At 67.8% G+C, this 21632-nt stretch carries 26 protein-coding genes and 2 tRNA genes; 13 read left to right on the forward strand and 15 right to left on the reverse strand.

Annotated features, from left to right (window positions below; translation table 11 throughout):
* Positions 1-20: 20 nt before the first annotated feature.
* Positions 21-1691, forward strand: a complete 1671-nt coding sequence (locus ABD188_RS13600; protein ID WP_344063238.1) for an FAD-binding dehydrogenase — start codon at positions 21-23, stop codon at positions 1689-1691.
* 6 nt (positions 1692-1697) lie between these two features.
* Here ABD188_RS13600 and ABD188_RS13605 read toward each other — a convergent pair whose 3' ends face one another.
* Positions 1698-2276 (reverse strand): TetR/AcrR family transcriptional regulator, encoded by a 579-nt coding sequence (locus ABD188_RS13605; RefSeq protein ID WP_344063240.1) that lies wholly within the window; start codon positions 2274-2276, stop codon positions 1698-1700.
* Between the two features lie 67 nt (positions 2277-2343).
* Here ABD188_RS13605 and ABD188_RS13610 point away from each other — a divergent pair, with 67 nt between their 5' ends.
* On the forward strand, positions 2344-3471 hold the full coding sequence (locus ABD188_RS13610) for a hypothetical protein (protein ID WP_344063244.1): 1128 nt from the start codon (positions 2344-2346) through the stop codon (positions 3469-3471).
* 18 nt (positions 3472-3489) lie between these two features.
* Here ABD188_RS13610 and ABD188_RS13615 read toward each other — a convergent pair whose 3' ends face one another.
* The gene (locus ABD188_RS13615; protein WP_344063246.1) at positions 3490-4167 is read right to left on the reverse strand and encodes a DUF8185 domain-containing protein; all 678 of its coding nucleotides are present in this window, start codon (positions 4165-4167) and stop codon (positions 3490-3492) included.
* Between the two features lie 131 nt (positions 4168-4298).
* On the opposite strand from ABD188_RS13615, the gene ABD188_RS13620 reads away from it, so the two are divergent.
* Complete coding sequence (locus ABD188_RS13620) at positions 4299-5156, forward strand: acyl-CoA thioesterase (RefSeq protein ID WP_344067107.1); 858 nt, start codon at positions 4299-4301, stop codon at positions 5154-5156.
* A gap of 1 nt (position 5157) precedes the next feature.
* Here ABD188_RS13620 and ABD188_RS13625 read toward each other — a convergent pair whose 3' ends face one another.
* The 4 genes from ABD188_RS13625 to ABD188_RS13640 all read right to left on the reverse strand — a co-directional run bounded on the left by ABD188_RS13625 (position 5158) and on the right by ABD188_RS13640 (position 8557).
* Positions 5158-5673 carry an acyl-CoA thioesterase gene (locus ABD188_RS13625; protein ID WP_344063249.1) on the reverse strand — a complete coding sequence of 172 codons (516 nt, stop codon included), beginning with the start codon at positions 5671-5673 and terminating at the stop codon, positions 5158-5160.
* Entirely contained in the window at positions 5666-7345 is a 1680-nt protein-coding gene (ettA, locus tag ABD188_RS13630) for an energy-dependent translational throttle protein EttA (protein ID WP_344063251.1), read from the reverse strand. The genes ABD188_RS13625 and ettA overlap by 8 nt, the downstream gene beginning before the upstream one ends.
* Before the next feature lie 99 nt (positions 7346-7444).
* Positions 7445-7987 (reverse strand): DUF6993 domain-containing protein, encoded by a 543-nt coding sequence (locus tag ABD188_RS13635; RefSeq protein ID WP_344063254.1) that lies wholly within the window; start codon positions 7985-7987, stop codon positions 7445-7447.
* Positions 7988-8029: 42 nt separating this feature from the next.
* Positions 8030-8557, reverse strand: coding sequence for a single-stranded DNA-binding protein (locus ABD188_RS13640; protein WP_344063257.1), 528 nt, complete (start codon positions 8555-8557; stop codon positions 8030-8032).
* A gap of 251 nt (positions 8558-8808) precedes the next feature.
* Here ABD188_RS13640 and ABD188_RS13645 point away from each other — a divergent pair, with 251 nt between their 5' ends.
* Complete coding sequence (locus ABD188_RS13645) at positions 8809-9072, forward strand: hypothetical protein (protein ID WP_344063260.1); 264 nt, start codon at positions 8809-8811, stop codon at positions 9070-9072.
* Between the two features lie 4 nt (positions 9073-9076).
* Here ABD188_RS13645 and yczR read toward each other — a convergent pair whose 3' ends face one another.
* The gene (gene yczR / locus ABD188_RS13650; protein WP_344063263.1) at positions 9077-10501 is read right to left on the reverse strand and encodes a MocR-like transcription factor YczR; all 1425 of its coding nucleotides are present in this window, start codon (positions 10499-10501) and stop codon (positions 9077-9079) included.
* A 61-nt stretch (positions 10502-10562) separates the two neighbouring features.
* Between yczR and yczE the strand changes: the two genes are divergently transcribed.
* Positions 10563-11180, forward strand: a complete 618-nt coding sequence (gene yczE / locus ABD188_RS13655) for a membrane protein YczE (RefSeq protein WP_344063266.1) — start codon at positions 10563-10565, stop codon at positions 11178-11180.
* Between the two features lie 69 nt (positions 11181-11249).
* Here the strand turns inward: yczE and ABD188_RS13660 are convergent, their stop codons facing one another.
* Entirely contained in the window at positions 11250-11462 is a 213-nt protein-coding gene (locus tag ABD188_RS13660) for a methyltransferase (RefSeq protein WP_344063268.1), read from the reverse strand.
* 122 nt (positions 11463-11584) lie between these two features.
* On the opposite strand from ABD188_RS13660, the gene ABD188_RS13665 reads away from it, so the two are divergent.
* The 6 genes from ABD188_RS13665 to ABD188_RS13690 all read left to right on the forward strand — a co-directional run bounded on the left by ABD188_RS13665 (position 11585) and on the right by ABD188_RS13690 (position 13631).
* A tRNA-Arg gene (locus ABD188_RS13665) sits at positions 11585-11657 on the forward strand.
* 62 nt (positions 11658-11719) lie between these two features.
* Positions 11720-12343, forward strand: coding sequence for an oligoribonuclease (orn, locus tag ABD188_RS13670; protein WP_344063271.1), 624 nt, complete (start codon positions 11720-11722; stop codon positions 12341-12343).
* Positions 12344-12379: 36 nt separating this feature from the next.
* Positions 12380-12452: transfer RNA gene (locus tag ABD188_RS13675), tRNA-His, on the forward strand.
* 35 nt (positions 12453-12487) lie between these two features.
* Positions 12488-12838, forward strand: a complete 351-nt coding sequence (locus ABD188_RS13680; RefSeq protein WP_344063274.1) for a metallopeptidase family protein — start codon at positions 12488-12490, stop codon at positions 12836-12838.
* Positions 12835-13137, forward strand: coding sequence for an ATP-dependent Clp protease adapter ClpS (clpS, locus tag ABD188_RS13685; protein ID WP_344063277.1), 303 nt, complete (start codon positions 12835-12837; stop codon positions 13135-13137). Before ABD188_RS13680 ends, clpS begins: the two co-directional genes overlap by 4 nt.
* Positions 13134-13631 (forward strand): DUF2017 family protein, encoded by a 498-nt coding sequence (locus ABD188_RS13690; protein ID WP_344063280.1) that lies wholly within the window; start codon positions 13134-13136, stop codon positions 13629-13631. Before clpS ends, ABD188_RS13690 begins: the two co-directional genes overlap by 4 nt.
* A gap of 11 nt (positions 13632-13642) precedes the next feature.
* On the opposite strand, the gene ABD188_RS13695 is transcribed toward ABD188_RS13690, so the two are convergent.
* From ABD188_RS13695 to gatC, 6 genes are all read right to left on the reverse strand, one after another.
* Positions 13643-14236: a nucleoside/nucleotide kinase family protein gene (locus ABD188_RS13695; protein ID WP_344063283.1), complete on the reverse strand. Its 594-nt coding sequence runs from the start codon at positions 14234-14236 to the stop codon at positions 13643-13645.
* Positions 14211-14531, reverse strand: coding sequence for a hypothetical protein (locus ABD188_RS13700; protein ID WP_344063286.1), 321 nt, complete (start codon positions 14529-14531; stop codon positions 14211-14213). The genes ABD188_RS13695 and ABD188_RS13700 overlap by 26 nt, the downstream gene beginning before the upstream one ends.
* 44 nt (positions 14532-14575) lie before the next feature.
* Positions 14576-15835 carry a DNA polymerase IV gene (gene dinB, locus ABD188_RS13705; RefSeq protein WP_344063289.1) on the reverse strand — a complete coding sequence of 420 codons (1260 nt, stop codon included), beginning with the start codon at positions 15833-15835 and terminating at the stop codon, positions 14576-14578.
* Positions 15836-15918: 83 nt separating this feature from the next.
* On the reverse strand, positions 15919-17460 hold the full coding sequence (gene gatB / locus ABD188_RS13710) for an Asp-tRNA(Asn)/Glu-tRNA(Gln) amidotransferase subunit GatB (RefSeq protein ID WP_344063292.1): 1542 nt from the start codon (positions 17458-17460) through the stop codon (positions 15919-15921).
* Positions 17460-19028 (reverse strand): Asp-tRNA(Asn)/Glu-tRNA(Gln) amidotransferase subunit GatA, encoded by a 1569-nt coding sequence (gatA, locus tag ABD188_RS13715; protein WP_344063295.1) that lies wholly within the window; start codon positions 19026-19028, stop codon positions 17460-17462. The genes gatB and gatA overlap by 1 nt, the downstream gene beginning before the upstream one ends.
* A complete protein-coding gene (gene gatC, locus ABD188_RS13720) occupies positions 19025-19324 on the reverse strand; it encodes an Asp-tRNA(Asn)/Glu-tRNA(Gln) amidotransferase subunit GatC (RefSeq protein ID WP_344063298.1) in 300 nt (99 codons plus the stop codon). The genes gatA and gatC overlap by 4 nt, the downstream gene beginning before the upstream one ends.
* A 77-nt stretch (positions 19325-19401) precedes the next feature.
* Between gatC and ABD188_RS13725 the strand changes: the two genes are divergently transcribed.
* The gene (locus tag ABD188_RS13725; protein ID WP_344063302.1) at positions 19402-21102 is read left to right on the forward strand and encodes a long-chain-fatty-acid--CoA ligase; all 1701 of its coding nucleotides are present in this window, start codon (positions 19402-19404) and stop codon (positions 21100-21102) included.
* Here ABD188_RS13725 and ABD188_RS13730 read toward each other — a convergent pair.
* Entirely contained in the window at positions 21080-21334 is a 255-nt protein-coding gene (locus ABD188_RS13730; RefSeq protein ID WP_344063305.1) for a response regulator transcription factor, read from the reverse strand. The two genes, ABD188_RS13725 and ABD188_RS13730, sit on opposite strands and share 23 nt — an antisense overlap.
* Before the next feature lie 78 nt (positions 21335-21412).
* Here ABD188_RS13730 and ABD188_RS13735 point away from each other — a divergent pair, with 78 nt between their 5' ends.
* Entirely contained in the window at positions 21413-21589 is a 177-nt protein-coding gene (locus ABD188_RS13735; RefSeq protein WP_344063308.1) for a hypothetical protein, read from the forward strand.
* Positions 21590-21632 lie beyond the last annotated feature (43 nt).

The raw sequence follows: 21632 nt of genomic DNA on the forward strand, positions 1-21632 counted from the left end.
CCACCGACGAAGGAGTCGACATGCCCCCAGCCCCGACCAGCCACACCACCGACGTGCTCGTCATCGGATGGGGCCTCGCCGGTCTCGTCGCGGCGAGCGAGGCGGCCGCAGCGGGCAAGCGGGTGGTCATCGTCGACCAGGAGCCCCGCACGAACCTCGGCGGTCAGGCCTGGTGGTCGTTCGGCGGGCTGTTCTTCGTCGACTCCCCCGAACAGCGACGCATGGGAATCACGGATTCGCTCGATCTCGCGCGACAGGACTGGTTCGGCACCGCGGGCTTCGATCGCGACGAGGATGCCTGGCCTCGCCGCTGGGCGGAGGCTTACCTCCAGTTCGCGCACGAAGAGAAGCGGGCGTGGCTGCGCGAGAAGGGCATGGGATTCTTCCCGGTCGTCGGCTGGGCAGAACGCGGCGGCTACACCGCGATGGGTCCGGGCAACTCCGTTCCCCGATTCCACATCACATGGGGCACCGGCCCGGGAGTCGTCGCACCGTTCCAGGCTGCGGTCGAAGCGGCGGAGTCCCAGGGCCGCATCACGATCCTCGGGCGTCATCGTGTGATTGCGCTCACCACCTCGGACGGCACGGTCACCGGCGCGGCAGGCGACATCCTCTCGCCATCCGGCGCGCCGCGCGGCGTGGTCTCGTCGCGCGCAGTCGTCGGCTCCTTCGAGATCAGCGCGGCTGCCACGATCGTCTCGTCCGGGGGTATCGGCGGCAATCACGACCTCGTGCGTGCCAGCTGGCCCCCGCGCCTGGGCACACCACCCGCGAGCATGCTGATGGGCGTTCCCGCCTACGTCGACGGCTCGATGCTGTCGATCAGCGAGATCGCCGGCGCGCGGCTGATCAACGGCGACCGGATGTGGCACTACGTCGAGGGCATTCAGAACTGGGATCCGATCTGGCCGGAGCACGGCATCCGGATCCTGCCCGGTCCGTCATCGATCTGGCTCGACGCGACCGGCAGGCGTCTGCCGGTGCCGCTCTTTCCCGGATACGACACGCTGGGGACCCTTGCGCACCTCCGCGGAACGGGCCACGATCACTCGTGGTTCGTGCTGTCGCAGAAGATCATCGAGAAGGAGTTCACGCTCTCGGGCAGCGAGCAGAACCCGGATCTGACGGGCAAGGATGTGCCGCTCCTCGTGAAGTCCCGGTTGGGAAAGGGCGCCATCGGCCCGGTGAAGGCGTTCATGGACAAGGGTGCGGACTTCATCGTTCGTGACACGCTGGACGAGCTCATCGCGGGCATGAGGGCGCTTCCGGGCGGCGACGTGCTGGACGGCGACCGCGTGCGTCTCGAGGTGGAGGCGCGAGACCGCGAGATCGACAACGATTTCACGAAGGATGCCCAGATCGCGATGCTCCGCTCGGCGCGGTCGTATCGCGGCGACAAGCTGATCCGAACCGCCGCGCCGCACCGCATCCTGGACCCGAAGTCCGGGCCACTGATCGCGGTGAAGCTTCACGTGGTGACCCGCAAGTCGCTGGGCGGTATCGAGACCGACCTGTCGGCGCGAGCCCTCGCACCGAGTGGCGAGCCGGTGCCGGGCCTGTATGCGGCCGGCGAGGCGAGCGGATTCGGCGGCGGCGGCGTGCACGGATACCGGGCGCTCGAGGGGACGTTCCTCGGCGGATGCCTGTTCTCCGGACGCACCGCGGGTCGTGCGGCGGCTGACGCGATCTAAGGCGCGTCACTGCAGGATCTGCGTGACCGCCTTCAGGTACTCGGCCGGATCCCGGGGCCCGAAGATCGCCTCGTTCGCAATGAATCCCTGCGCGACCGCCGCCACATCGAGGGTGCGCGCCTGGGCCAGGCGTGCTGCCTGATCCTCATCGGCTGTGTGCTCGCGGGCCCAGGGCAACAGTGCTGAGGCGAGCGCGGCGCGCAGTTTGACGACCGTGCGCAGGAGTTCGTCGCGAATGTCGCCCGGCACGGATCCCTCGGCCCAGAACTGCAGGATGACGGCAGGGCTGATGCCGTTCTCGGCGACTGCGGCGAGCATGAGTTCGATGATCTGCCGCGGTGTCCGCACCTGCGCACCCGCTGCGATCGCGTCGAGGCGCGGAAGCATGAACTCCGAGACGATGTACCTCGCGAGCTCGCCTTTGTTGGTGAAGTGCGAGTAGATCGCGCCGGTCGAGAGCCCCGACTCCGTCACGATGTCGGCGATCGAGGTGTCGCGGACACCCTTGCGCTCGAGCACTCGCAACGCGGCTCGGGCGATCTCTTCACGACGCGCCTGTCGGTACTGCTCACTCACACGGGGCATGGAAAGAGAATACCAATTCTGTTATGGTATCCCTAAAGAGAACCAATATTCTGTTTAAGGAGGCACCATGTCCGAGTCGCTGTCCACCCCCCATCCGCGAACTCGCTGGCGTTTCGCCGTCGCCTTCGGCGTCATCGGCTCCCTGCTGGTCGCAGTGCTCATTACCGCGTTCATCTGGCCGGCTGCGACGTCGAGTCCCAAGAATCTGCCCATAGGCATCAGCGGCCCGGCAGACCGGGTGGCCGCTCTCACGGACGTGCTCGCCCAGCAGGACCCGTCGCCGATGTCCCTCGTCGAGGTTTCGTCGCGCCAGGACGCGATCGACCAGATCGAGAGTCGCGAGATCTACGGCGCGATCCTCCTCGACGAGCCCGAGGTGCTGGTGGCCACTGCTGCGAGCCCCGTCGCGGCGCAGGCGCCCCGCGGCGTCGCCACGCAGCTGCAATCGCAGATCGACGCAACCGTCCAGGCCGCGCTCGTCGCGCAGCTCGCAGCCATCGGCGAAGCTCTCGCTGCGGGCCAGCCTCCGGCGCTCCCGCCCGCGGATGCTCCGGGCACCCAGACGCCGAAGGTCACGGTGACCGACGTCGTGCCTCTTGCAGACTCCGATCCGACCGGTGCCGGCATCGCCGCGGCGACCTTCCCGCTCGTGCTCGGCGGCATGCTCGGCGGCATCCTGCTCTCGCTCCTGGTCGCGGGAGCGGTTCGCCGGCTCGTCGCCCTCGCGGTGTTCGGTATCGCGGCGGGAGCGCTCTCGGCCCTCATCCTGCAGACCTGGTTCGGGCTGCTGCAGCGCGATTGGCTGCTCAACGCCGCTGCACTGGGGCTCGGGATGACGGCGACCGCTGCCTTCATCATCGGCATGAACGCCGTGTTCGGCCGACCCGGGCTCGGCATCGCGGCAGTGATCACCGTGCTGTTCGCGAATCCCCTCGCTGCGGCAGCGGTCCCCGTGCAATTCCTGCCGGAGCCGTGGGGTCAGATCGGCCAGTACTTCGTGCCGGGAGCGGCTTCGAACCTGCTTCGATCGCTCAGCTACTTCCCCGACGCGGCCACCGGGATGCAGTGGATGATCCTCCTCTGCTGGACCGCCCTCGGCGTGCTGCTCGCCCTCGTCGGCCACTACCGCGACAAGCCGGACATGCAGGTCCCGGAGGAGCAGCTCGAACCCGAGACGCAGCTCGAAGCGGTGTGAGGCGAGTCCGACCCCGGATCAGGGTCGGACTCCCCCGGTCGTGCGCACCTCGGTGAGACCGACCCGGGCCGGACCTCGGACGATCACGTGGCCTCGCGTGAGTGACACGCGGGTCCACGGTCCGCTGGTGAGGACCGGGGCGGTCTCTTCGCCGACGATGAAGCCGAGAGCGAAGGCTGCGAATGCGGCGCCGAGCGGGAGGCCGCCCAGCGCGTCGTCGGGCGCCCCCCAGACGGTCGCGCGAATGGACCGCACTGCGTCCTCGCCGGGGTTGAGTGGCATCGCCTCGGCGACGGACGCGATGCCCCACTGTGCACGCGCCGCGAGCGCAGACGCGGCAAGTCCCGGCTGCTTGCTCCAGCCGGAGCGCGGTGGCGAGATGCCCGCCCATGACGGTGCAAGTCCCGTTTCGGGAAGAGCGATGGATGCCGGGTCCCCCGCGTCCGCCGTCAGCGACGAGGCCTCGACCACGATGTCGCAGACGAGCTCCGGATCCACGCGGAGGATCCGCATCCCGAGCACGGTCGGCGTGGTGTCGAACAGGCCCTTCGGCGAGAGCGGCGCCGACGTCATCGCAAGGGTGCCGCCGGTCGCCTGCAGTCGGAGGGCGCCGTCGCCCAGCGCTTTCGCCCGGCCGGCGAAGGTGAGGGCATCGCTGGCGGCACGGGCATCGGGGAACAGGAGTCGCTGCGGCATCCGCCCTAAACTACCAACCGACGACGCGGCACCCGCGCGTCATCGCACCACGCCGAGACGGAGGCCCCGTGACCGACGCCCAGCAGCAGGCACCCGACAACTTCGTGCCCGACGTCGATCCGGTCGCTTCGATGCTCGCAGTCCTCAACCTCGCGGGGTCGGATGCGCGCACCACCGAGGACATCTTCACGGGAGTCTCGCAGTCGATGCCGCTGGGGCGCGTCTACGGCGGCCAGGTGCTGGCACAGTCGATCGTGGCGGCCGAGCGGACCCTCGTCGAGGCACGGACGGTTCATTCGATGCACGGATACTTCCTGCGTCCCGGTGACTCGACGAAGGGCATCACGTTCGCGGTGGACAGGATCCATGACGGACGGTCGTTCTCCACGCGGCGGACGCAGGCATACCAGGAAGGCGTGCCGATCTTCTCGATGATCGCGTCGTTCCAGGATCAGGACCCGGGGCTCGATCACCAGACCCCCATGCCGACCGGCTTGCCTGGCCCGGAGGATCTGCCGGATGTCGAGGCACACCTCAAGGGTCTGCATCCGATGTCGAAGCGCCTCTTCGTCGACCGTCCGGTCGACCTCCGCCACATCGGCTCCCCCATCTATCTGGGCGTCGAGGGCGAACGAACTCCGCAGCAGGCAGTGTGGGTCAGGGTGCGGCGTGCGCTCCCCGACGATCCGGCGATCCACCGCGCCGCCCTCGCGTATCTCAGCGACCTCACCATCCAGGAGTCGATCCTGCGCGCACACGGCGTGTCATGGGCGACACCGGGCCTCAAGGTCGCCAGTCTCGATCACGCGATGTGGTGGCATCGTCCCGGCCGCGCCGACGACTGGATGCTGTACGTGCAGGAATCGCCGAGTGCCCGCGGTGGGCGCGGCCTCGCCACGGGACGCATCTACTCGGCGGACGGCACGCTGCTTGCGAGCGTCGCTCAGGAGATCATGGTCCGCGTGCCGGATGTCGGGTCGGCCGACTGAGTCAGCGGCGCTTCGCGTAGACGATCGGCTCCCCGATGAAGGGCGACCACGCTGCACGCTCTTCCGCACCCCAGCGAGTGGGGCGTCCGGTCGCACTGTCGACGAGCACCACCACCGCCGTCGCGCGGGCGTACAGCACTGGAGGATCCTGCCCGAGCGGGCTGAACACGTCGTAGCAGACCTCGACGCTCGATCCGCCGATCGAGCCGACCCACAGTTGAACGTCCAGCGGACGCTGACCATACGGCACCGGCCGGAGATACTCGATCTCCTGCCGGGCGATCAGAGTCGCCCGGGCACCACCGCCCTCGAGCACGGTCATGTCGAAGACGGCTGTCGGCGCAGCATCCGTGCCGTCTTCCGGGCGCCAGAACGCGCGCAGGCGCGCCTCCTCGAGGAGTTTGAGCATCGAGGTGTTGTTGACGTGCCCGAGCGCGTCGAGGTCGCCCCACCTCAGGTGGATCGGAACCCTCAACCGGCGACCGGATGCGGTCTCCACCACGCTCGGGTCAGTCACGTGTGAGCTTGCGATAGGTCGAGCGGTGCGGTTTGGCTGCGTCAGCGCCGAGCCGAGCGATCTTGTTCTCTTCGTAGGCTTCGAAGTTGCCCTCGAACCAGTGCCACTGGTCTGGGTTCTCTTCGGTGCCTTCCCACGCGAGGATGTGGGTCGCGATGCGGTCGAGGAACCACCGATCGTGGGTGATCACCACCGCGCAACCGGGGAACTCGAGCAGTGCGTTCTCGAGGGACTGCAGTGTTTCGACGTCGAGATCGTTCGTCGGCTCGTCGAGGAGCAGCAGGTTGCCGCCCTCTTTCAAGGTGAGCGCGAGGTTCAGGCGGTTGCGCTCGCCGCCCGAGAGCACGCCGGCCTTCTTCTGCTGGTCGGGTCCCTTGAAACCGAACTTGGACACGTAGGCGCGCGAGGGGATCTCGATCTTGCCCACCGTGATGATGTCGAGCCCGTCCGAGACGACCTCCCACAGGGTCTTCGTCGGGTCGATGTTCGAGCGGGTCTGATCGACGTAGCTGATCTTCACCGTCTCGCCGATCTTCAGCTGACCGCCATCGAGGGGCTCCAGGCCGACGATCGTCTTGAAGAGCGTGGTCTTGCCGACACCGTTGGGGCCGATGACACCGACGATCCCATTGGGCGGCAGAGTGAAGGTGAGTCCATCGATCAGCGAACGCCCGTCGAAGCCCTTCTGCAGCTTCTTCGCGTCGATCACGATGCCGCCGAGGCGCGGCCCTGGCGGGATCTGGATCTCATCGAAGTCCAGTTTGCGGGTGCGATCGGCCTCCGCAGCCATCTCTTCGTAGCGCGCGAGGCGAGACTTCGACTTCGCCTGGCGCCCCTTGGCGTTCGAGCGCACCCACTCGAGTTCGTCGGCGAGGCGCTTGGCGAGCTTCGCGTCCTTCTTTCCCTGGACCGCGAGGCGCTCGCCCTTCTTCTCGAGGTAAGTCGAGTAGTTGCCCTCGTAGCCGATCAGCCGGCCGCGGTCCACTTCGGCGATCCATTCCGCGACGTTGTCGAGGAAGTACCGGTCGTGTGTGATCGCGATGACGGCGCCGGGATACTTCTGCAGGTGCTGCTCGAGCCAGAGCACGCTTTCGGCGTCGAGGTGGTTCGTAGGCTCGTCGAGTAGCAGCAGATCGGGCTTCTGAAGGAGAAGCTTGGCGAGTGCCACTCGGCGCTTCTCACCGCCGGAGAGCTTCGCGACGGAGGAATCGCCCGGCGGAGTGCGCAGCGCGTCCATGGCCTGCTCGAGCTGGGAGTCGAGGTCCCAGGCATCGGCGGCGTCGATGTCCTCCTGCAGCGTGCCCATCTCCGCCAGCAATGCATCGAAGTCGGCGTCTGGGTCGGACATGAGACCGGAGATCTCGTTGAACCGATCGACCTTCGCCTTGATGGCGACGCCTTCCTCGATGTTCTCGAGGACCGTCTTCGACTCGTCGAGCACCGGCTCCTGCATGAGGATTCCGACCGTGAACCCCGGGCTCAGCTTGGCCTCGCCGTTCGAGGGGTGGTCGAGGCCGGCCATGATCTTGAGGATCGTGGACTTTCCGGCGCCGTTGGGTCCGACCATTCCGATCTTGGCCCCCGGGAGGAACGCCATCGTGACGTCGTCGAGGATCAGCTTCTCGCCGACTGCCTTGCGGGCGCGAACCATCGAATAGATGTACTCAGCCATGTGGGTTCTAGCTCTCCTTGGACTCCGGACGTCAGCGTCCCAGCCTACCCGCCAAGCTGCGGCCGGCCTCTGCCGCCGAATGGACGTGGCGGTCAGGACTCACCAATCGATCGGCCGTGTGTCGCCGACCAGGCAGGTGCCCTCCGCCAGCACCGGCACGACGACCGTGACAGGGTCGCCGGTCGCCGGACCGACCTGGCCGACCAAGCACTCGTCATCCCACCTCACCGAGAACTGGATGCTCTCGGCGGGGTTGCCCACCGTCGTGGTGTCCTGGGTCACCTGCATGGCGGCCTTGTCGAACCCGGCTGCCACGAGCCCGTCGACGTACGCGCGGCCCGACGCGCGGTCATCTGACGCCCACACCGCCGCCGTGACCTCAGCGAACAGTGGCAGGTTGTCGTCCGCTGTGCCATCGGGAACGAGCGCCGGGGGCTCGCTCGCAGTGGGCGTGGATGTCGACGCCGGTGAGTCGGAAGGCGTCACGATCGCCGTCGGCGGGAGGCTCGGTTCCCCGCCCGCACCGAGCACTCCGCATCCCGCGAGCAGCAGACCGCAGAAGACCGTCCCTGCTCCCAGGGCCATCGCCTGCCGGGTGGCCGGGCGACGTCGCGGGGCGGATCGCTCGGGGTGTCGGGACACGGGGAGAGTCTAAAGCCCGCACCCCGGGTGCCCGCCGTGACGTCAGAAGGGCGCGTCGACGCCCGCAAGCTGGAGAGGCCGCGACTCCCCGAGCCCCGTCGGCACCGCGACAACGGGCCACTCCTGGCCTGTATCGCCGTCGACACCCGGCGCTGCCCACTCGTCGGGCGCTCGGTTCGCCGCCTCGGATTCCGCGCGTTCGAGCACAGCAGATGACCGGCGCTTCTCGAAACGCGAAGTGCCCCAGAGGAGGTCGTGGCCGATCGCGTCAGCCTCGATCTCGACCGTCGTGCCCTGCTTCGCACCGTTGTCCCACGCGCGCACGTGCAGGCGCCCGGTCAAAAGCACCCGGTCACCCTTTCGCAACGACGCGTAGGCGTGATCCGCCAGGCTCCGGAAGAGCGACACGCTGTACCAGTTGGTCTCGCCGTCCGACCACGTGCCGGACTGCCGGTCGTATCGGCGCTGCGAACTCGCGACGCGGAACTTCGTGAGGGAAACACCCCCTGCCGTGTTCTTGTACTCGGGGTCCGTCGCAACGTTCCCGGTGATCGTGATCGTTTCATTCATGGCGCATCCTCTCGCGACCGAAGACCGTCTCCGGTCGCGTCGGTGGCCGAGTGCCCGTCGGCCACCGACGCTTCGGTCAGAATGGCGCGCCCGCGACGGCCCTGGAGGGCCCGATCGCCTGATTGGGGACGGTGCCGATCATCAGGCCGGTTGGGGAGGAACCGAGGCGGTGCACTCGCGTCGGCAGATCAATCCCGCACGGAGCGGATGTCGGAGGTCGCACATATCTTCGATACATGAAAGGAGCCGACATGAATCTCATCGCAGACACCGCCGGTTACGAGACACCGGAGATCCCCGACCAGATCCCCGTCAGGCTTGCCACGGCCGCCCCCGCACTGTGGCGGGTCATCGATCGGAGCGGTCGAGTGATCGGACACCTCCAGGCCATGGCTGAGGCCGCTGGAGTCCGTTACCGAGCGCGACGTTTCCATGCACCGTCGCGGGCCTTCCGGGACCTCGGCGAATTCTGGTCCGCCGCGGACGCGGTCGACTGCCTGCGATTCGCTCGATGAGGCCTCAGACGAGCGCGTCGATCTGGTCGACGAACGAGACCGGGGCGCCTGCACGCACGTGCTGCCATGACTCTGCGAGTGTCCGCGCGGCCCGCTGCAACTCGTCTACCGGAGCCGTGAACGGGATGCGCAGGTGGCGCTCGTGGCCCCCGTCGACCGAGAAGCGCGGCCCGGCAGACAGCAGCACTCCCCGCGAGCGCACGTCCATCACGAGGGCCGGGCTGAGCGCCGCATCGAGTTCGATCCACAGTGACAGACCGCCGCGAACGCGCGGCACACCCCACTCCGGGAGGTGTTCGGCCAGCGCGGCGACGAGTGCGTCCCGTCCTTCGTGCAGCAGCGTCGATCGCTGCGAGAGGATCGGATCGAAATCCGACAGAAGCGCCGCGGCCACCGCCTGCTCGAAGTCCGGGGTCCCGAGGTCGTGTGCCGGCCGAGCGGCGACCAATCGGCGGACGAGATCGCCCTCTGCGCGAACCCATCCGACCCGCAGTCCGCCCCAGACCGTCTTCCCGAGGGATCCGAGGCGCACCACGCTCATGGGATCCCCGTCGGAGAAGCCGCAGTCGAGAGCGCCCCGATCGATGTCGAGCTCGGCCGTCGTCTCGTCGAGGACGAGCACAGATCCCGCCCGTTCGCCCGCTCGGAGAAACGCGTCGCGCTCGATCGAAGTCATCGATCTGCCCGTCGGATTCTGAAAGTCGGGCATCAGGTAAGCCATGGTCGGCAGGGTCCTGGCGAACGCCTGCTCGGCTCGGTCGAGGTCCCAACCGTGTTCGGTGAGCACGGGTACGCCGACGAGGCGGGCACCGGATCGCCGGAGCGCATCGGCCGCGTGAGGGTAGGTGGGCGTCTCGATCAGCACTCGGTCCCCTCTGCCGAGCAGCACGGAAGCGACGAGATGTATGGCGCTTTGAGCTCCGGTCGTGACGAGCACCTCGTTCGCGGTCGTGGGGATTCCCCGCCGTGAGTATCGATCGGCGATGGCTTCGCGCAGTTCTCGGCGTCCGACAACGTCGTAGCCGGCCCGCCCCACGAGCGCCGCCGCGTTTCCCGCGACGTCGGCGATCACGCCTGCCAATCCCGGCCACGCGCGCGGACTTGCCTGCTGCAGATCGATGGCGCCATCGGGGACCCCGTCACGGCCAGGGTCGCGGCGGCGCAGCGGCAAGGTCACGCTCCCTGATCCGCGCGTGCTGGCGATGTGGTCCGTTTCGCGGAGGCTCCGATATGCGGCAGCGACGGTGCTGCGGCTGAGCCGGAGCGCCGTTGCGAGCTCGCGCTCCGCAGGAAGGGCTGTGCGCGGTGCAAGACGGTTATCGAGGCAGAGCAGCCGGATGCCATCGGCGAGGGCTTCGTAGGCGGGCTCGCGAGTGCGCCATCCGCCGAGTGCGACAGAGAGTGCGCGCGCCGAGATGCGGGAGTCCATGGAGCCACAATACGCGTATTGGACTGTTCGCTGAAGTCCAATATTGCGATTGGATGGTGTCATGGCTCGCCGTGTGATTCAGCTGGTAGTCGGTCTCTTCATCTATGGAGCCGGCTGCGCATTGACCATCGAGGCCGGACTCGGCGTCGATCCGTGGACCGTCTTCGCCCAGGGGCTGTCTGTTCGCACCGGCATCGGCATCGGGTGGATCACAAACATCGTGGGCTTCTTCGTGCTGCTGCTGTGGATCCCGCTGCGGCAGAAGCCCGGTGTCGGCACGATCGCCAACATCCTGGTCGTCGGCACGAGCATTCAGGCCGTCCTGTGGATCGTGCCGCCGGTTTCGGGCATCGCCTCTCAGTTCGCCGTGCTGGTGGCCGGAATTCTGATGGTTGCAGTCGCCTCGGGCCTGTACATCGGTGCCCACTTCGGCCCCGGACCGCGCGATGGTCTCATGACCGGCATGAACGCCCGCCTCGGCTGGCCGATCTGGCTCTGCCGCGCTCTTGTCGAACTGACCGTGCTGGTGGTGGGCTGGATGCTCGGCGGCACCGTCGGCATAGGCACGATCCTCTTCGCGGTCCTCATCGGACCCCTCGTGCATATGGCTTTGCCGTTGCTCGACGCACGCCGACCACTGCGAGGTCGAGCGGATGCCGCGCGTCCGGCTGGAGCCTGATCGACCACGTGCCGCCATCCCCGCCGTGCCCGTCAGGGCGAAGCAGCGCGGTCGAGGCGCACCGGCACGTCAGTGCTCGCGGAACTCCGGCCAGTCGCTGCCCGGCGTCATGTGCGAGTGCAGGGCGCTCTTTGCGACCTCCATCGACGGATAGGTGCCGGCCGCGGCATCGGCGCCGGCCATGGTGACGGTGTATCCGCCGTCGTCCTTGCGGATGCTCCCCACGACCCCGGATTGTCCGTAGGCGACCCAGAGAGGGTGGTGCGTCTCAGTGGTGCTCATGGTGAACTCCTATCGATGCGTCCGAGACCGACGCTACGCCGAGGTCCGGCAAACCGCCAGCGTCCACGCGGGCCGTTTCCACGTCTGTCCTCGGTGACCGGTAATCTGGTGTTCCCACCCTTCCCTCCGTAGCTCAGGGGATAGAGCGAGCGGTTTCTACCCGCCAGGTCGGGGGTTCGAATCCTCCCGGAGGGGCTTTTTCGGTTTACGCACCGCGTCGACCCGGGCTGTCTGAGGCAGTCAATAGGATGGAGCGCATGGTGGGGTCCGACAATGATCGTCTGGTGTGGATCGACTGCGAGATGACGGGCCTCGACCTCGATATCGACGAGCTGGTCGAGATCGCGGTCGTTGTGACCGACTTCGAGCTACGGCCGGTGCATCCCGGTTTCCAAGTGGTCATCAAACCCGATGCTTCTGCGCTCGACAACATGAGCGAATTCGTCACCAAGATGCACCAGACCTCGGGGCTCCTGACCGAGATCCCACACGGCGTGAGCGTCGCGGATGCCGAGTTCCAGGCGCTCGAGTACATCCAGCAGTTCGTGCCGCTTCGCGGAAAGGCGCCGCTCGCGGGCAACACGATCGGCACCGACCGGATGTTCCTCGCGAAGTACATGCCCCGTATCGACCGGTGGCTGCACTATCGCAACGTCGACGTCTCCAGCATCAAAGAGCTCTCCCGCCGCTGGTATCCGCGCGCCTACATCCACGCGCCGGCGAAGGATGGTGGTCATCGGGCACTCGCCGACATCCTTGAATCGATCCGTGAGCTTGCCTACTATCGCCAGGCAGTCTTCGTCCCCGAGCCGGGTCCGACCAGCGATGGGGCGCGTGCCGCAGCGGCGTCGGTCGTGTCGTCGTTCGTCCCCGGGGTGTGAGAGAATCTTCTGGTTGCCCGAGCAGTCGGGCACATGGTGGGTATAGCTCAGTTGGTAGAGCACCTGGTTGTGGTCCAGGGGGCCGCGGGTTCAAGTCCCGTTACTCACCCGCAGAGCGCGGTGGGCGTCCGGTGATGAGCGATCATGGTTGAGATGGATGCCGCGGCCTTCGAGCAGCTCGTGACCGACGAACTGGATCAGCTCCCCGACGACATGGTCGACGGGCTCGACAACATCGTCTTCGTCGTCGAGGATCGGCCAGAGGACGGCAGTCTCGACCTGTTCGGGCTTTACGACGGCTGGGCACTCACTGAGCGGGATCGCTACGGCGGCGGCGAGCTCCCCGATCGGATCATCGTCTACCGGGAGCCTCATCTCGTCGCTTGCGACGATGAGGAGAGCCTGCGCGACGAGGTGCACACCACCCTCGTTCATGAGATCGCCCACTTCTACGGAATCGACGATGAGCGTCTGCACGAACTGGGGTGGGCATGACCGCCGTCCTGACGACACCGCATGTCGACGAGCAGTCAGAGCTGCGTCAACGGACTGAACCCGAGCGCTCGTGGCAGGCAGTCGTGTGGGACGACCCGGTGAATCTGATGAGCTACGTCACGCACGTCTTCCGCGAGTACTTCGGACTGCCACGCGCCGAGGCTGAGCGCCTCATGCTCGCCGTGCACAACGAGGGACACGCGGTGGTGGCCGAGGGAATGCGGGAACAGATGGAACTGCACGTCCAGGCGATGCACGACTACGGTCTGTGGGCGACGGTGCGGCAGGCGCCCCAATGACCGCCGATCGGATCGTGGCGCTCGACCTCACGCGGATCGAGGCCGCCCACCTCGTCGGGCTCGTCACGCAGTTCGCCGAGCTAATCGAGGAGTCGGCGGTCTCGACCGCCGATCCCGCGATCGGCAGGCTCGTGCCGGACGCCTATGCCGATGATCCCGAGGCGGCGCGCGAATTCCGCGACCTCACCGAGGACGACCTGCTGGCGCGACGACGGTCGGATGCCGGGCTCGTGCTGGCCACGTTGCAGGATGCCGCTGTCATCCCCGACGACCCGGACGATCCGCGGCTCATCGAGCAGACCGACATCCGCCTCGACCCCGCAGACGTGCAGGCGTGGCTGCGCACGCTCGCCGCGATCCGGCTCGTGCTGGCCGATCGGCTCGGGATAGAAGGGCCCGATGACCACGACGAGGACGACCCGCGGTTCGGAATCTACGACTGGCTCGGCTACCGGCTCCACGGACTGGTGACCGCGGCCGACGAAGGACAGTGACCGAGCGATCTTCAGGGGATCGCGAAGGCGTGCGTGGCGTGCTGGGCCGGCCTGTCGCTTGCGATGTGACGCTCCTCCTGCTTCGCCCACTGATCCCAATGCGGGCGGAACGCCTCGCCATCTCGGGTCAGCGCGCGCTGCCTTCGCGAAAGCGCCGGCGACTCGAGCCAGACGCGCACGTCGCCGAGCTTTGCGGTCACCCCATTGAGCAGCCCCGAGCCCTCGACGATGAGCGGCAGCGACGGATCGACCGCGTGCGCCTCCGCCGGCTCACCGGCATCCCAGTCCCAGCGCTGCCACACGCCCACGAAACCGCGCGCGTGAGGCACGAGGACCTGCTCGCGAGCCAGCTCGACACCGGCGGCCAGGCCATCCCAGCCCGGGTACAGGGAGTCGAGCGCGACGAGCTGCACGCGCCCGCTCAGCGGCCACCTCGCGACCAGCGCACGTGCGAGCGAGGTCTTGCCGGCCCCGCTGCGGCCATCGATGAGCACGACGGGGTTGGATGCCGCGATCGCCGTGATCGCCGGCGCGAGCGTCGCGGCTGCCGCCTCGAGAGCCGTTGCGACCGGGTCCGAGCTACTTCTTGATGGCGCGGATGACACGACTGAGCGCTCGTCCCGCGAAGAAGACGAACGGGATTGCCACAGTGAGCAGCGACACGATGTTCGGCTCGAACCGGAGGTCGTCGCCCTTGCGGAGATAGGCGCCCAACGGGATCGACCAGCCCCCGCCCCCGCCCCCGCCGTTGCCTGCCTCGTCGGATCCGCCGCCGAAGCCGGACCAGGTGAGCGCTACCGGGATCATGCGGATGCCGTCGACATCCTGCTGTTCGCCATAAGCGCTGTGGACGCCGAAGGACGCGGACTGCTGACCGAGTTCGAGTGCGATGTTGGGCATGCGTCCACGCTAGTGGGCGCGTCGCCACGTGCCCAGGGGTTGACTCAATCGACCACGGGCGGTCGCGGATTCGATGGCAGCGTTCCCCCACTGCGCGGCTTTCCGAGCAGGGTCGCGCGCGTGACCGCACCACCGCCGAACCGCGCGGCGGCACCGTCGAGTGCGTCCTCGATGCGGCGCCAGTCCTCATCGTCGTCCCACAGAGTCATGACCGCCGATTCGGAGGGCCGCAGTTTCTCGGCGCGCACGCCGACCAGTCGCACCGGCAACCGGCGGTCCACCGTGGCGAAGAGGTCGTGCGCGGCATCCCCGATCCGCTGTCCGACGGATGTCGGCTCTGGCAGCGTCTGCGACCGCGAGATCGTCGTGAAGTCGGCATACCGCACCTTGATCGCGATCGTCGACGCCTCCCAACCGTGCCTGCGCAATCTCGCACCCACTTTGTCGGCCAGCCGGCGCAGCTCCGACCGGAGCACTCCGTCGTCTGAGATGTCCTGAAGGAAGGTCTCCTCATGGCCGACGCTCTTGTCGACACGGTGCGTCTCGACCTGGCGCTGATCGATCCCACGCGCCAGGTGCCAGATGCGATCGCCCATCGCGGGACCGAGCGAACGCTCGAGCACTGCTGACGGAGTGTCGAGCACATCGGCGACGGTGTGGATGCCGCGACCTTCGAGCGATTCGGCGGCTTTCGGGCCTATACCCCAGAGAGCCCGCACCGATAGCGGACGAAGAAACGCTTCGGTTCCGGCTTCGGGGACGATGAGGAGCCCGTCCGGCTTGCTGAGCGTCGAGGCGATCTTCGCGACATGCTTCGTCGCCGCGACCCCGATGCTGCAGGTGAGACCCGTGTCGTCGAGCACGCGCTCCTTCAGCGCGCGCGCGATCACCCCGGGACTCCCCCACAACCTGCGGGCGCCGCGCACGTCGAGGAAGGCCTCGTCGATCGAAAGCGGCTCGACGTTCGGCGTCACGTCGTGGAAGAGTGCCATGACCTTCGCCGATTCTTCGAGGAACCGGCTGAAGTCGGGCGAGACGACGATCGCGGTCGGGCACAGCCGTAGTGCCTGGGCGACGGGCATCGCCGAGCGCACCCCGAAGCGGCGCGCCTCATAGGACGCGCTCGAGACGACACCGCGTGCTTCGGGTGCACCTACGATGATCGGCTTTCCCTTGAGCGAGGGGTCATCGAGCACAGCGACGGACGCGTAGAACGCGTCCATGTCGACATGCAGGATGCCGGTCCCGGCGTCGTCGGCCCCCTCGGGCGAGGTGAGTCTGCCCGATCCGTCGCCGCGTCCCATGCGCCTATTCTCCCGTCCGCTGCCGACACCCGTTTGGCGATTGTGGGCCGCACATCGTCAGGCCGACGGGCACCGCCGACATCTCACTCTGGCGTCTGAGCGCTTGCGCGCTCCAGCACGAGCTCGCGCACGCGCGCGGCATCCGCTTGCCCCCTCATCGCCTTCATGACCGCACCGATGATCGCCCCGGCCGCCTGCACCTTGCCGTCGCGGATCTTCTCGAGCACGTCGGGCTGCGACGCGAGGGCCTCGTCGATCGCAGCGATGAGCGCACCATCATCCGAGACGACGGCCAGCCCACGGGCATCGACGACCTCCTGCGGGGTCCCCTCCCCTGCGATCACGGCTTCGAGCACCTGGCGCGCCAGCTTGTCGTTGAGTGCCCCCGAGTCGACGAGCGACTGCAGGGCGGCGACATCCGCCGGAGTGACGAGGTCCGTCGCCTCGCGATCCGTCGCGTTCGCGATACGGGCGATCTCGCCGGTCCACCACTTGCGGGCCGCCGCGGGTGCGGCTCCGGCGGCTACAGTCGCCTCGACATCCGCGAGCAGGCCGCCGTTCACGACATCCTGGTACTCCAGATCCGTGAAGCCCCAGTCGGTCTTGAGTCGGCGGCGACGGGCAGCCGGCGGCTCGGGGAGTGCGGCGCGCAGTTCGTTGATGAGGGCCTCGGACGGCGCGACCGGAAGCAGATCCGGCTCGGGGAAGTAGCGGTAGTCGTCCGCATCGGATTTCGGCCGCCCTGGCGAGGTCGTGCCGGTGTCTTCGTGCCAATGCCTCGTCTCCTGGATGATCGAGCCGCCGGCCGCAAGGATCGCCGCCTGGCGCTGGATCTCGTAGCGCACGGCGCGCTCCACCGATCGCATGGAGTTGACGTTCTTGGTCTCCGTGCGGGTGCCGAGTGGTGGGGTGGCCTCGCCCGCCCCAACTCGGGGCCTGAGCGATACGTTCGCGTCGCAGCGCAGGTTTCCGCGCTCCATGCGGGCCTCTGAGATGCCGAGCCCGATCACGATGTCACGGATCGTCTGCACGTACGCCTTCGCGATCTCGGGCGCCCGGTGCTCGGCACCGTAGATCGGCTTCGTGACGATCTCGACGAGCGGCACGCCGGCGCGGTTGTAGTCGACGAGCGAGTACTCCGCACCCTGGATGCGGCCGGTCGATCCACCGACATGCGTGAGCTTGCCGGCATCCTCTTCCATGTGCGCGCGCTCGATCGGCACCGTCACGACGGTGCCGTCAGCGAGCTCGATGTCGACTGAACCCTCGAAGGCGATCGGCTCGTCGTACTGGGATATCTGGTAGTTCTTGCCGAGGTCGGGATAGAAGTAGTTCTTCCGCGCGAATCGGCTGGAGGGTGCGATCGAGCAGCCGAGAGCGAGGCCGAGACTGATCGAGTACCTGACGGCCTCGGCGTTCACCACGGGCAGCGAGCCGGGAAGTCCCATGTCCACGGGTGCCACGAGCGAGTTCGCGCCGGCTCCGTGGTTGTCGGAGTGCGCAGGATTCGCCGCGCCGGAGAACATCTTGGTCTTGGTGTTCAGCTCGACGTGCACCTCGAAGCCGAGCACGGGCTCGAAGAGCTCGAGAGCCTTGTCGAAATCCATCAGAGCGGCAGTCGCCATCAGAGTCGCCCTCCCATCGGACCCTGTGCTTCGATCGGTTGCTGAGCCTGTCGAAGCACAGCAACCGCGCGAAGAGCGGGGGCGCGGTCCAGCAGCGGGCCGCCCCACGAGTCGACGAGTACGGCTTCGAGTGCGGCGCCGACCCGGTACAGGCGGGCGTCCTCGCGAGCGGGCGCGAGGAACTGGATGCCGACCGGCAGCCCATCCTCGCTGGCGATCCCAGAGGGAATCGAGATTCCCGGCACACCGGCGAGGTTCGCCGGGATCGTCGTGACGTCGTTGAGGTACATCTGCATCGGGTCATCGACCTTCTCGCCGATCCGGAAAGCGGTCGTCGGCGCCGACGGCGTGGCGATCACGTCGACGGCGGCGAACGCCTCGTCGAAGTCACGCTGAATGAGCGTGCGCACCTTCTGGGCCGACCCGTAGTAGGCGTCGTAATAGCCCGCCGAAAGGGCGTACGTGCCGAGGATGATGCGGCGCTTCACCTCGTCGCCGAAGCCCGCGTCCCGGGTTGCGGCCATCACGTCCTCGACCGTGCCTCCGGGCACGTCGACGCGGAGCCCGAAACGCACCGAGTCGAACTTCGCCAGATTGCTGGAGGCCTCGGCGGGCAGGATCAGGTAGTACGCCGCGACGCCGTACTCGAAGTGCGGCGCGCTGACCTCGACGATCTCCGCCCCGTGCGCCTCCATGGCGCTGAGCGCGCCCCGGAACGACTCCGACACACCGGTCTGGAATCCGGCATCCGGCAGCTCTTTGATGACGCCGACCTTGAGTCCCTTGAGCACATCGCCTCGGGCTCCGTCGCGGGCCGCGGCGGCGAAGGAGGGCCACGAGTCCTGCAGCGAGGTGGAGTCGTTCGGGTCATGGCCGCCGATCACGTCGTGCAGCAGTCCGGCATCGAGCACCGTGCGGGTGACGGGGCCGACCTGGTCGAGGCTCGAGGCGAGCGCGATCGCGCCGTACCGGCTGACCCCGCCGTACGTGGGCTTGAGTCCGACGGTGCCGGTCACGTGGGCCGGCTGCCGGATCGATCCGCCCGTGTCGGACCCGAGCGCCAACGGCGCCTCGAACGCGGCGACAGCGGCCGCCGACCCCCCACCGGACCCACCCGGAATTCGCTCGAGGTCCCAGGGGTTGCGGGTCGGCCCATAGGCGGAGTGCTCGGTGGACGAACCCATCGCGAACTCGTCCATGTTGGTCTTGCCGAGGGGCACCAGACCCGCTGCGCGAGACCTGGCCACAACCGTCGCGTCGAACGGCGACATGTACCCCTCGAGGATCTTCGATCCGCTCGTCGAGGGCATGTCGGTGGTCACGAGCACGTCCTTGATCGCCAGCGGAACCCCCGCGATCGGTCCGAGCTGCTCGCCCACGGCACGGCGCCGGTCGATGTCGGCGGCGACCTCGAGCGCGTGGTCGCTGACGTGGAGGAACGCATGGATGTCCGAGTCCACGGCCGCGATGCGGTCGAGATGCGCCTGCGTGGCCTCGACGCTCGAGATCTCGCGTGAGGCGAGCTTCTCGGCCAGAGCGGCGGCTGTCAGTCTCGTGAGGTCGCTCATTGCTCTTCTCCGAGGATCGCCGTCACGCGGAATCGGCCGTCCGCGGCATCCGGAGCGTTCTGCAGCACCTGCGCCACGGTGAGCATGTCGCCGACGCCGTCGGGGCGGAAGACATTCTCCAGAGGGATCGGGTGGCTGGTCGCCGGCACATCCGGAGTGGCCACCTGCGACACCTTCGCGATGTTGTCGACGATCACGTCGAGCTGCCCGGTGAGGCGCTCGACCTCCTCGTCGCTGAGCTGGATCCGGGCGAGCACACCGAGGTGGCGCACGAGATCAGGGGTGATTTCAGACACCGGTCAAGTCTACGGGGGCGCGCTCTCGAGGCCGTGCCCGCCTGCAGCGGCGGGAACCCGCGGCGTAGGCTGTGCGCGTGACGACGTACGATCCTCCGCGCCCCTGGACAAGCAGTTACGCCGAGGGGGTGCCGGAGGACCTCGATCCCGTCACTGGCTCGCTCGTCGACATCGTCGCGGCATCGGCACGCGACTTCCCCGACGCACCCGCGCTGGAGTTCTTCGGCCGCACGACGTCGTATCGCGAGCTCGATGAGCAGATCCAGCGGGCCGCGGCGGGACTCCGCGACCTCGGTGTCGGGCCAGGCGACCCCGTCGGGATAGTCCTGCCGAACTGCCCGCAGCACATCGTCGCGTTCTACGCGATCCTGCGTCTCGGTGCCGTCGTCGTCGAGCACAACCCCCTGTACACGCCGCGCGAGCTCCGCAAGCAGTTCGAAGACCACGGCGCGAAGCACGCCATCGTGTGGACCAAGGTCGTGAAGTCGGTCCAGGAGTTCCCTGCCGACCTGGCCCTGGCGGCCGTGGTCTCGGTGGATGTCATCAAGGCGATGCCCTTCGGCACGCGCCTCGCGCTGCGGCTGCCGATCGCCAAGGCCCGCGAATCCCGAGCCGCACTGTACGAGCGGGTCACCGACACGGTGCCCTGGGAGGATGTCGTCGGCTCGGCACCGCTGCCTGCATCCCATCCGACGCCCGGCACCGATGACCTCGCGCTCATCCAGTACACGAGCGGCACAACGGGCACACCGAAGGGTGCGTCGCTGACGCACCGCAACCTGCTGTCGAACGCAGCGCAAGCGCGCGCGTGGGTCCCTTCTATCGTGCGCGGCGACGGCTGCGTCGTCTATGCCGTGCTGCCGATGTTCCATGCTTACGGCCTGACGCTCTGCCTGACGTTCGCCATGTCGATGGGCGCACGGCTCGTGCTGTTCCCGCGATTCGATCCCGACATGGTGCTGACCGTGACGAAGAAGCACCCGGCCACGTTCCTTCCGCTCGTCCCGCCGATCGCCGATCGACTGCTCAAGGCATCTCGGGAGAGGGGCGTGTCGCTGGAGGGCACGAAGGTCGCGATCTCGGGCGCCATGGCACTGCCTCACGAACTCGTCGTGCCTTTCGAGGCGGCGTCTGGCGGTTACCTCGTCGAGGGCTACGGGCTGAGCGAATGCTCTCCGGTCCTCATGGCGAACCCCGTGGCCCACAATCGCGTGCCCGGTACCGTCGGCCTGCCGCTGCCCGGCACCGAATGCCGCGTCGTCGATCCGGACGATCCGACGAGTGACGTGCCCGCCGGCGAGCGGGGCGAGCTCATCGTGCGCGGCCCGCAGGTGTTCCAGGGCTACTACGGCAAGCCCGAGGAGACGGAGGCCGTCATGGTCGACGGCTGGTTCCGCACCGGTGACATCGTGACGGTCGACGACGCCGGATTCATCCGGATCGTCGACCGCATCAAAGAGCTGATCATCACGGGCGGATTCAACGTCGCCCCGACGGAGGTCGAGAACGTGCTTCGCCAGCACCCACTGGTCGAGGATGCCGCGGTCGTCGGCCTGCCGAGCGAACACTCGGGCGAGGAGGTCGTCGCCGCGATCGTGGTCGCGGGCGGCCAGGAGGTCGATGTCGAAGCGATCCGCGAGTTCGCCCGCGGGGTTCTCACGCCCTACAAGGTTCCGCGCCGCATCTTCGTCGTCGACGAGCTGCCCAAGTCGATCATCGGCAAGGTGCTGCGTCGCCAGGTGCGCGAGCGGATCCTCACCCTGACTTCTGGGGGCTGACGCCGCTCGCAAGACGCGCGAGATCGACACGATTCGCCGCGCCTGCCTTGCGGAGGATGTTGGAGATGTGGGAGCTCACCGTCTTCTCGCTGACGAATAGCTCATCAGCGATCTCACGATACGAGCGCCCCGCAGTCACGAGCGTCACGATCTCCGACTCGCGGGGAGTCAGGCCGACGATCGACGAAGAGGCGGAGGCGGGTGCCTCGTCGAACTCGGCGCCGCCGAGCACCGGGATGCGGGCGAAGCGGGCCGCTCCACGACAGGCATACGCCTCCTCCCAAGGCCACCCGATCGCGTTGCATGCTCGATGGCCGCACTGCTCATCGCATCCGTCGTCGGTGGAGTGATCGCGGCTTCAGCGACAACCGTCTTCACCGTCGCAGGTGCTGGGTCGACGGATTACGACGATCAGTGCACCCAGCTCGAGTTCTGCGATGCACCGACCGACGTGGTCGCGACGGGTGGCCGCCTCATCGTGCGCTGAGGTCCCCGTGAAGGGACCAGACGTCAGAGACCCTGGTGGCGGG

Source organism: Microbacterium pumilum (assembly GCF_039530225.1).
Lineage (GTDB): Bacteria > Actinomycetota > Actinomycetes > Actinomycetales > Microbacteriaceae > Microbacterium > Microbacterium pumilum.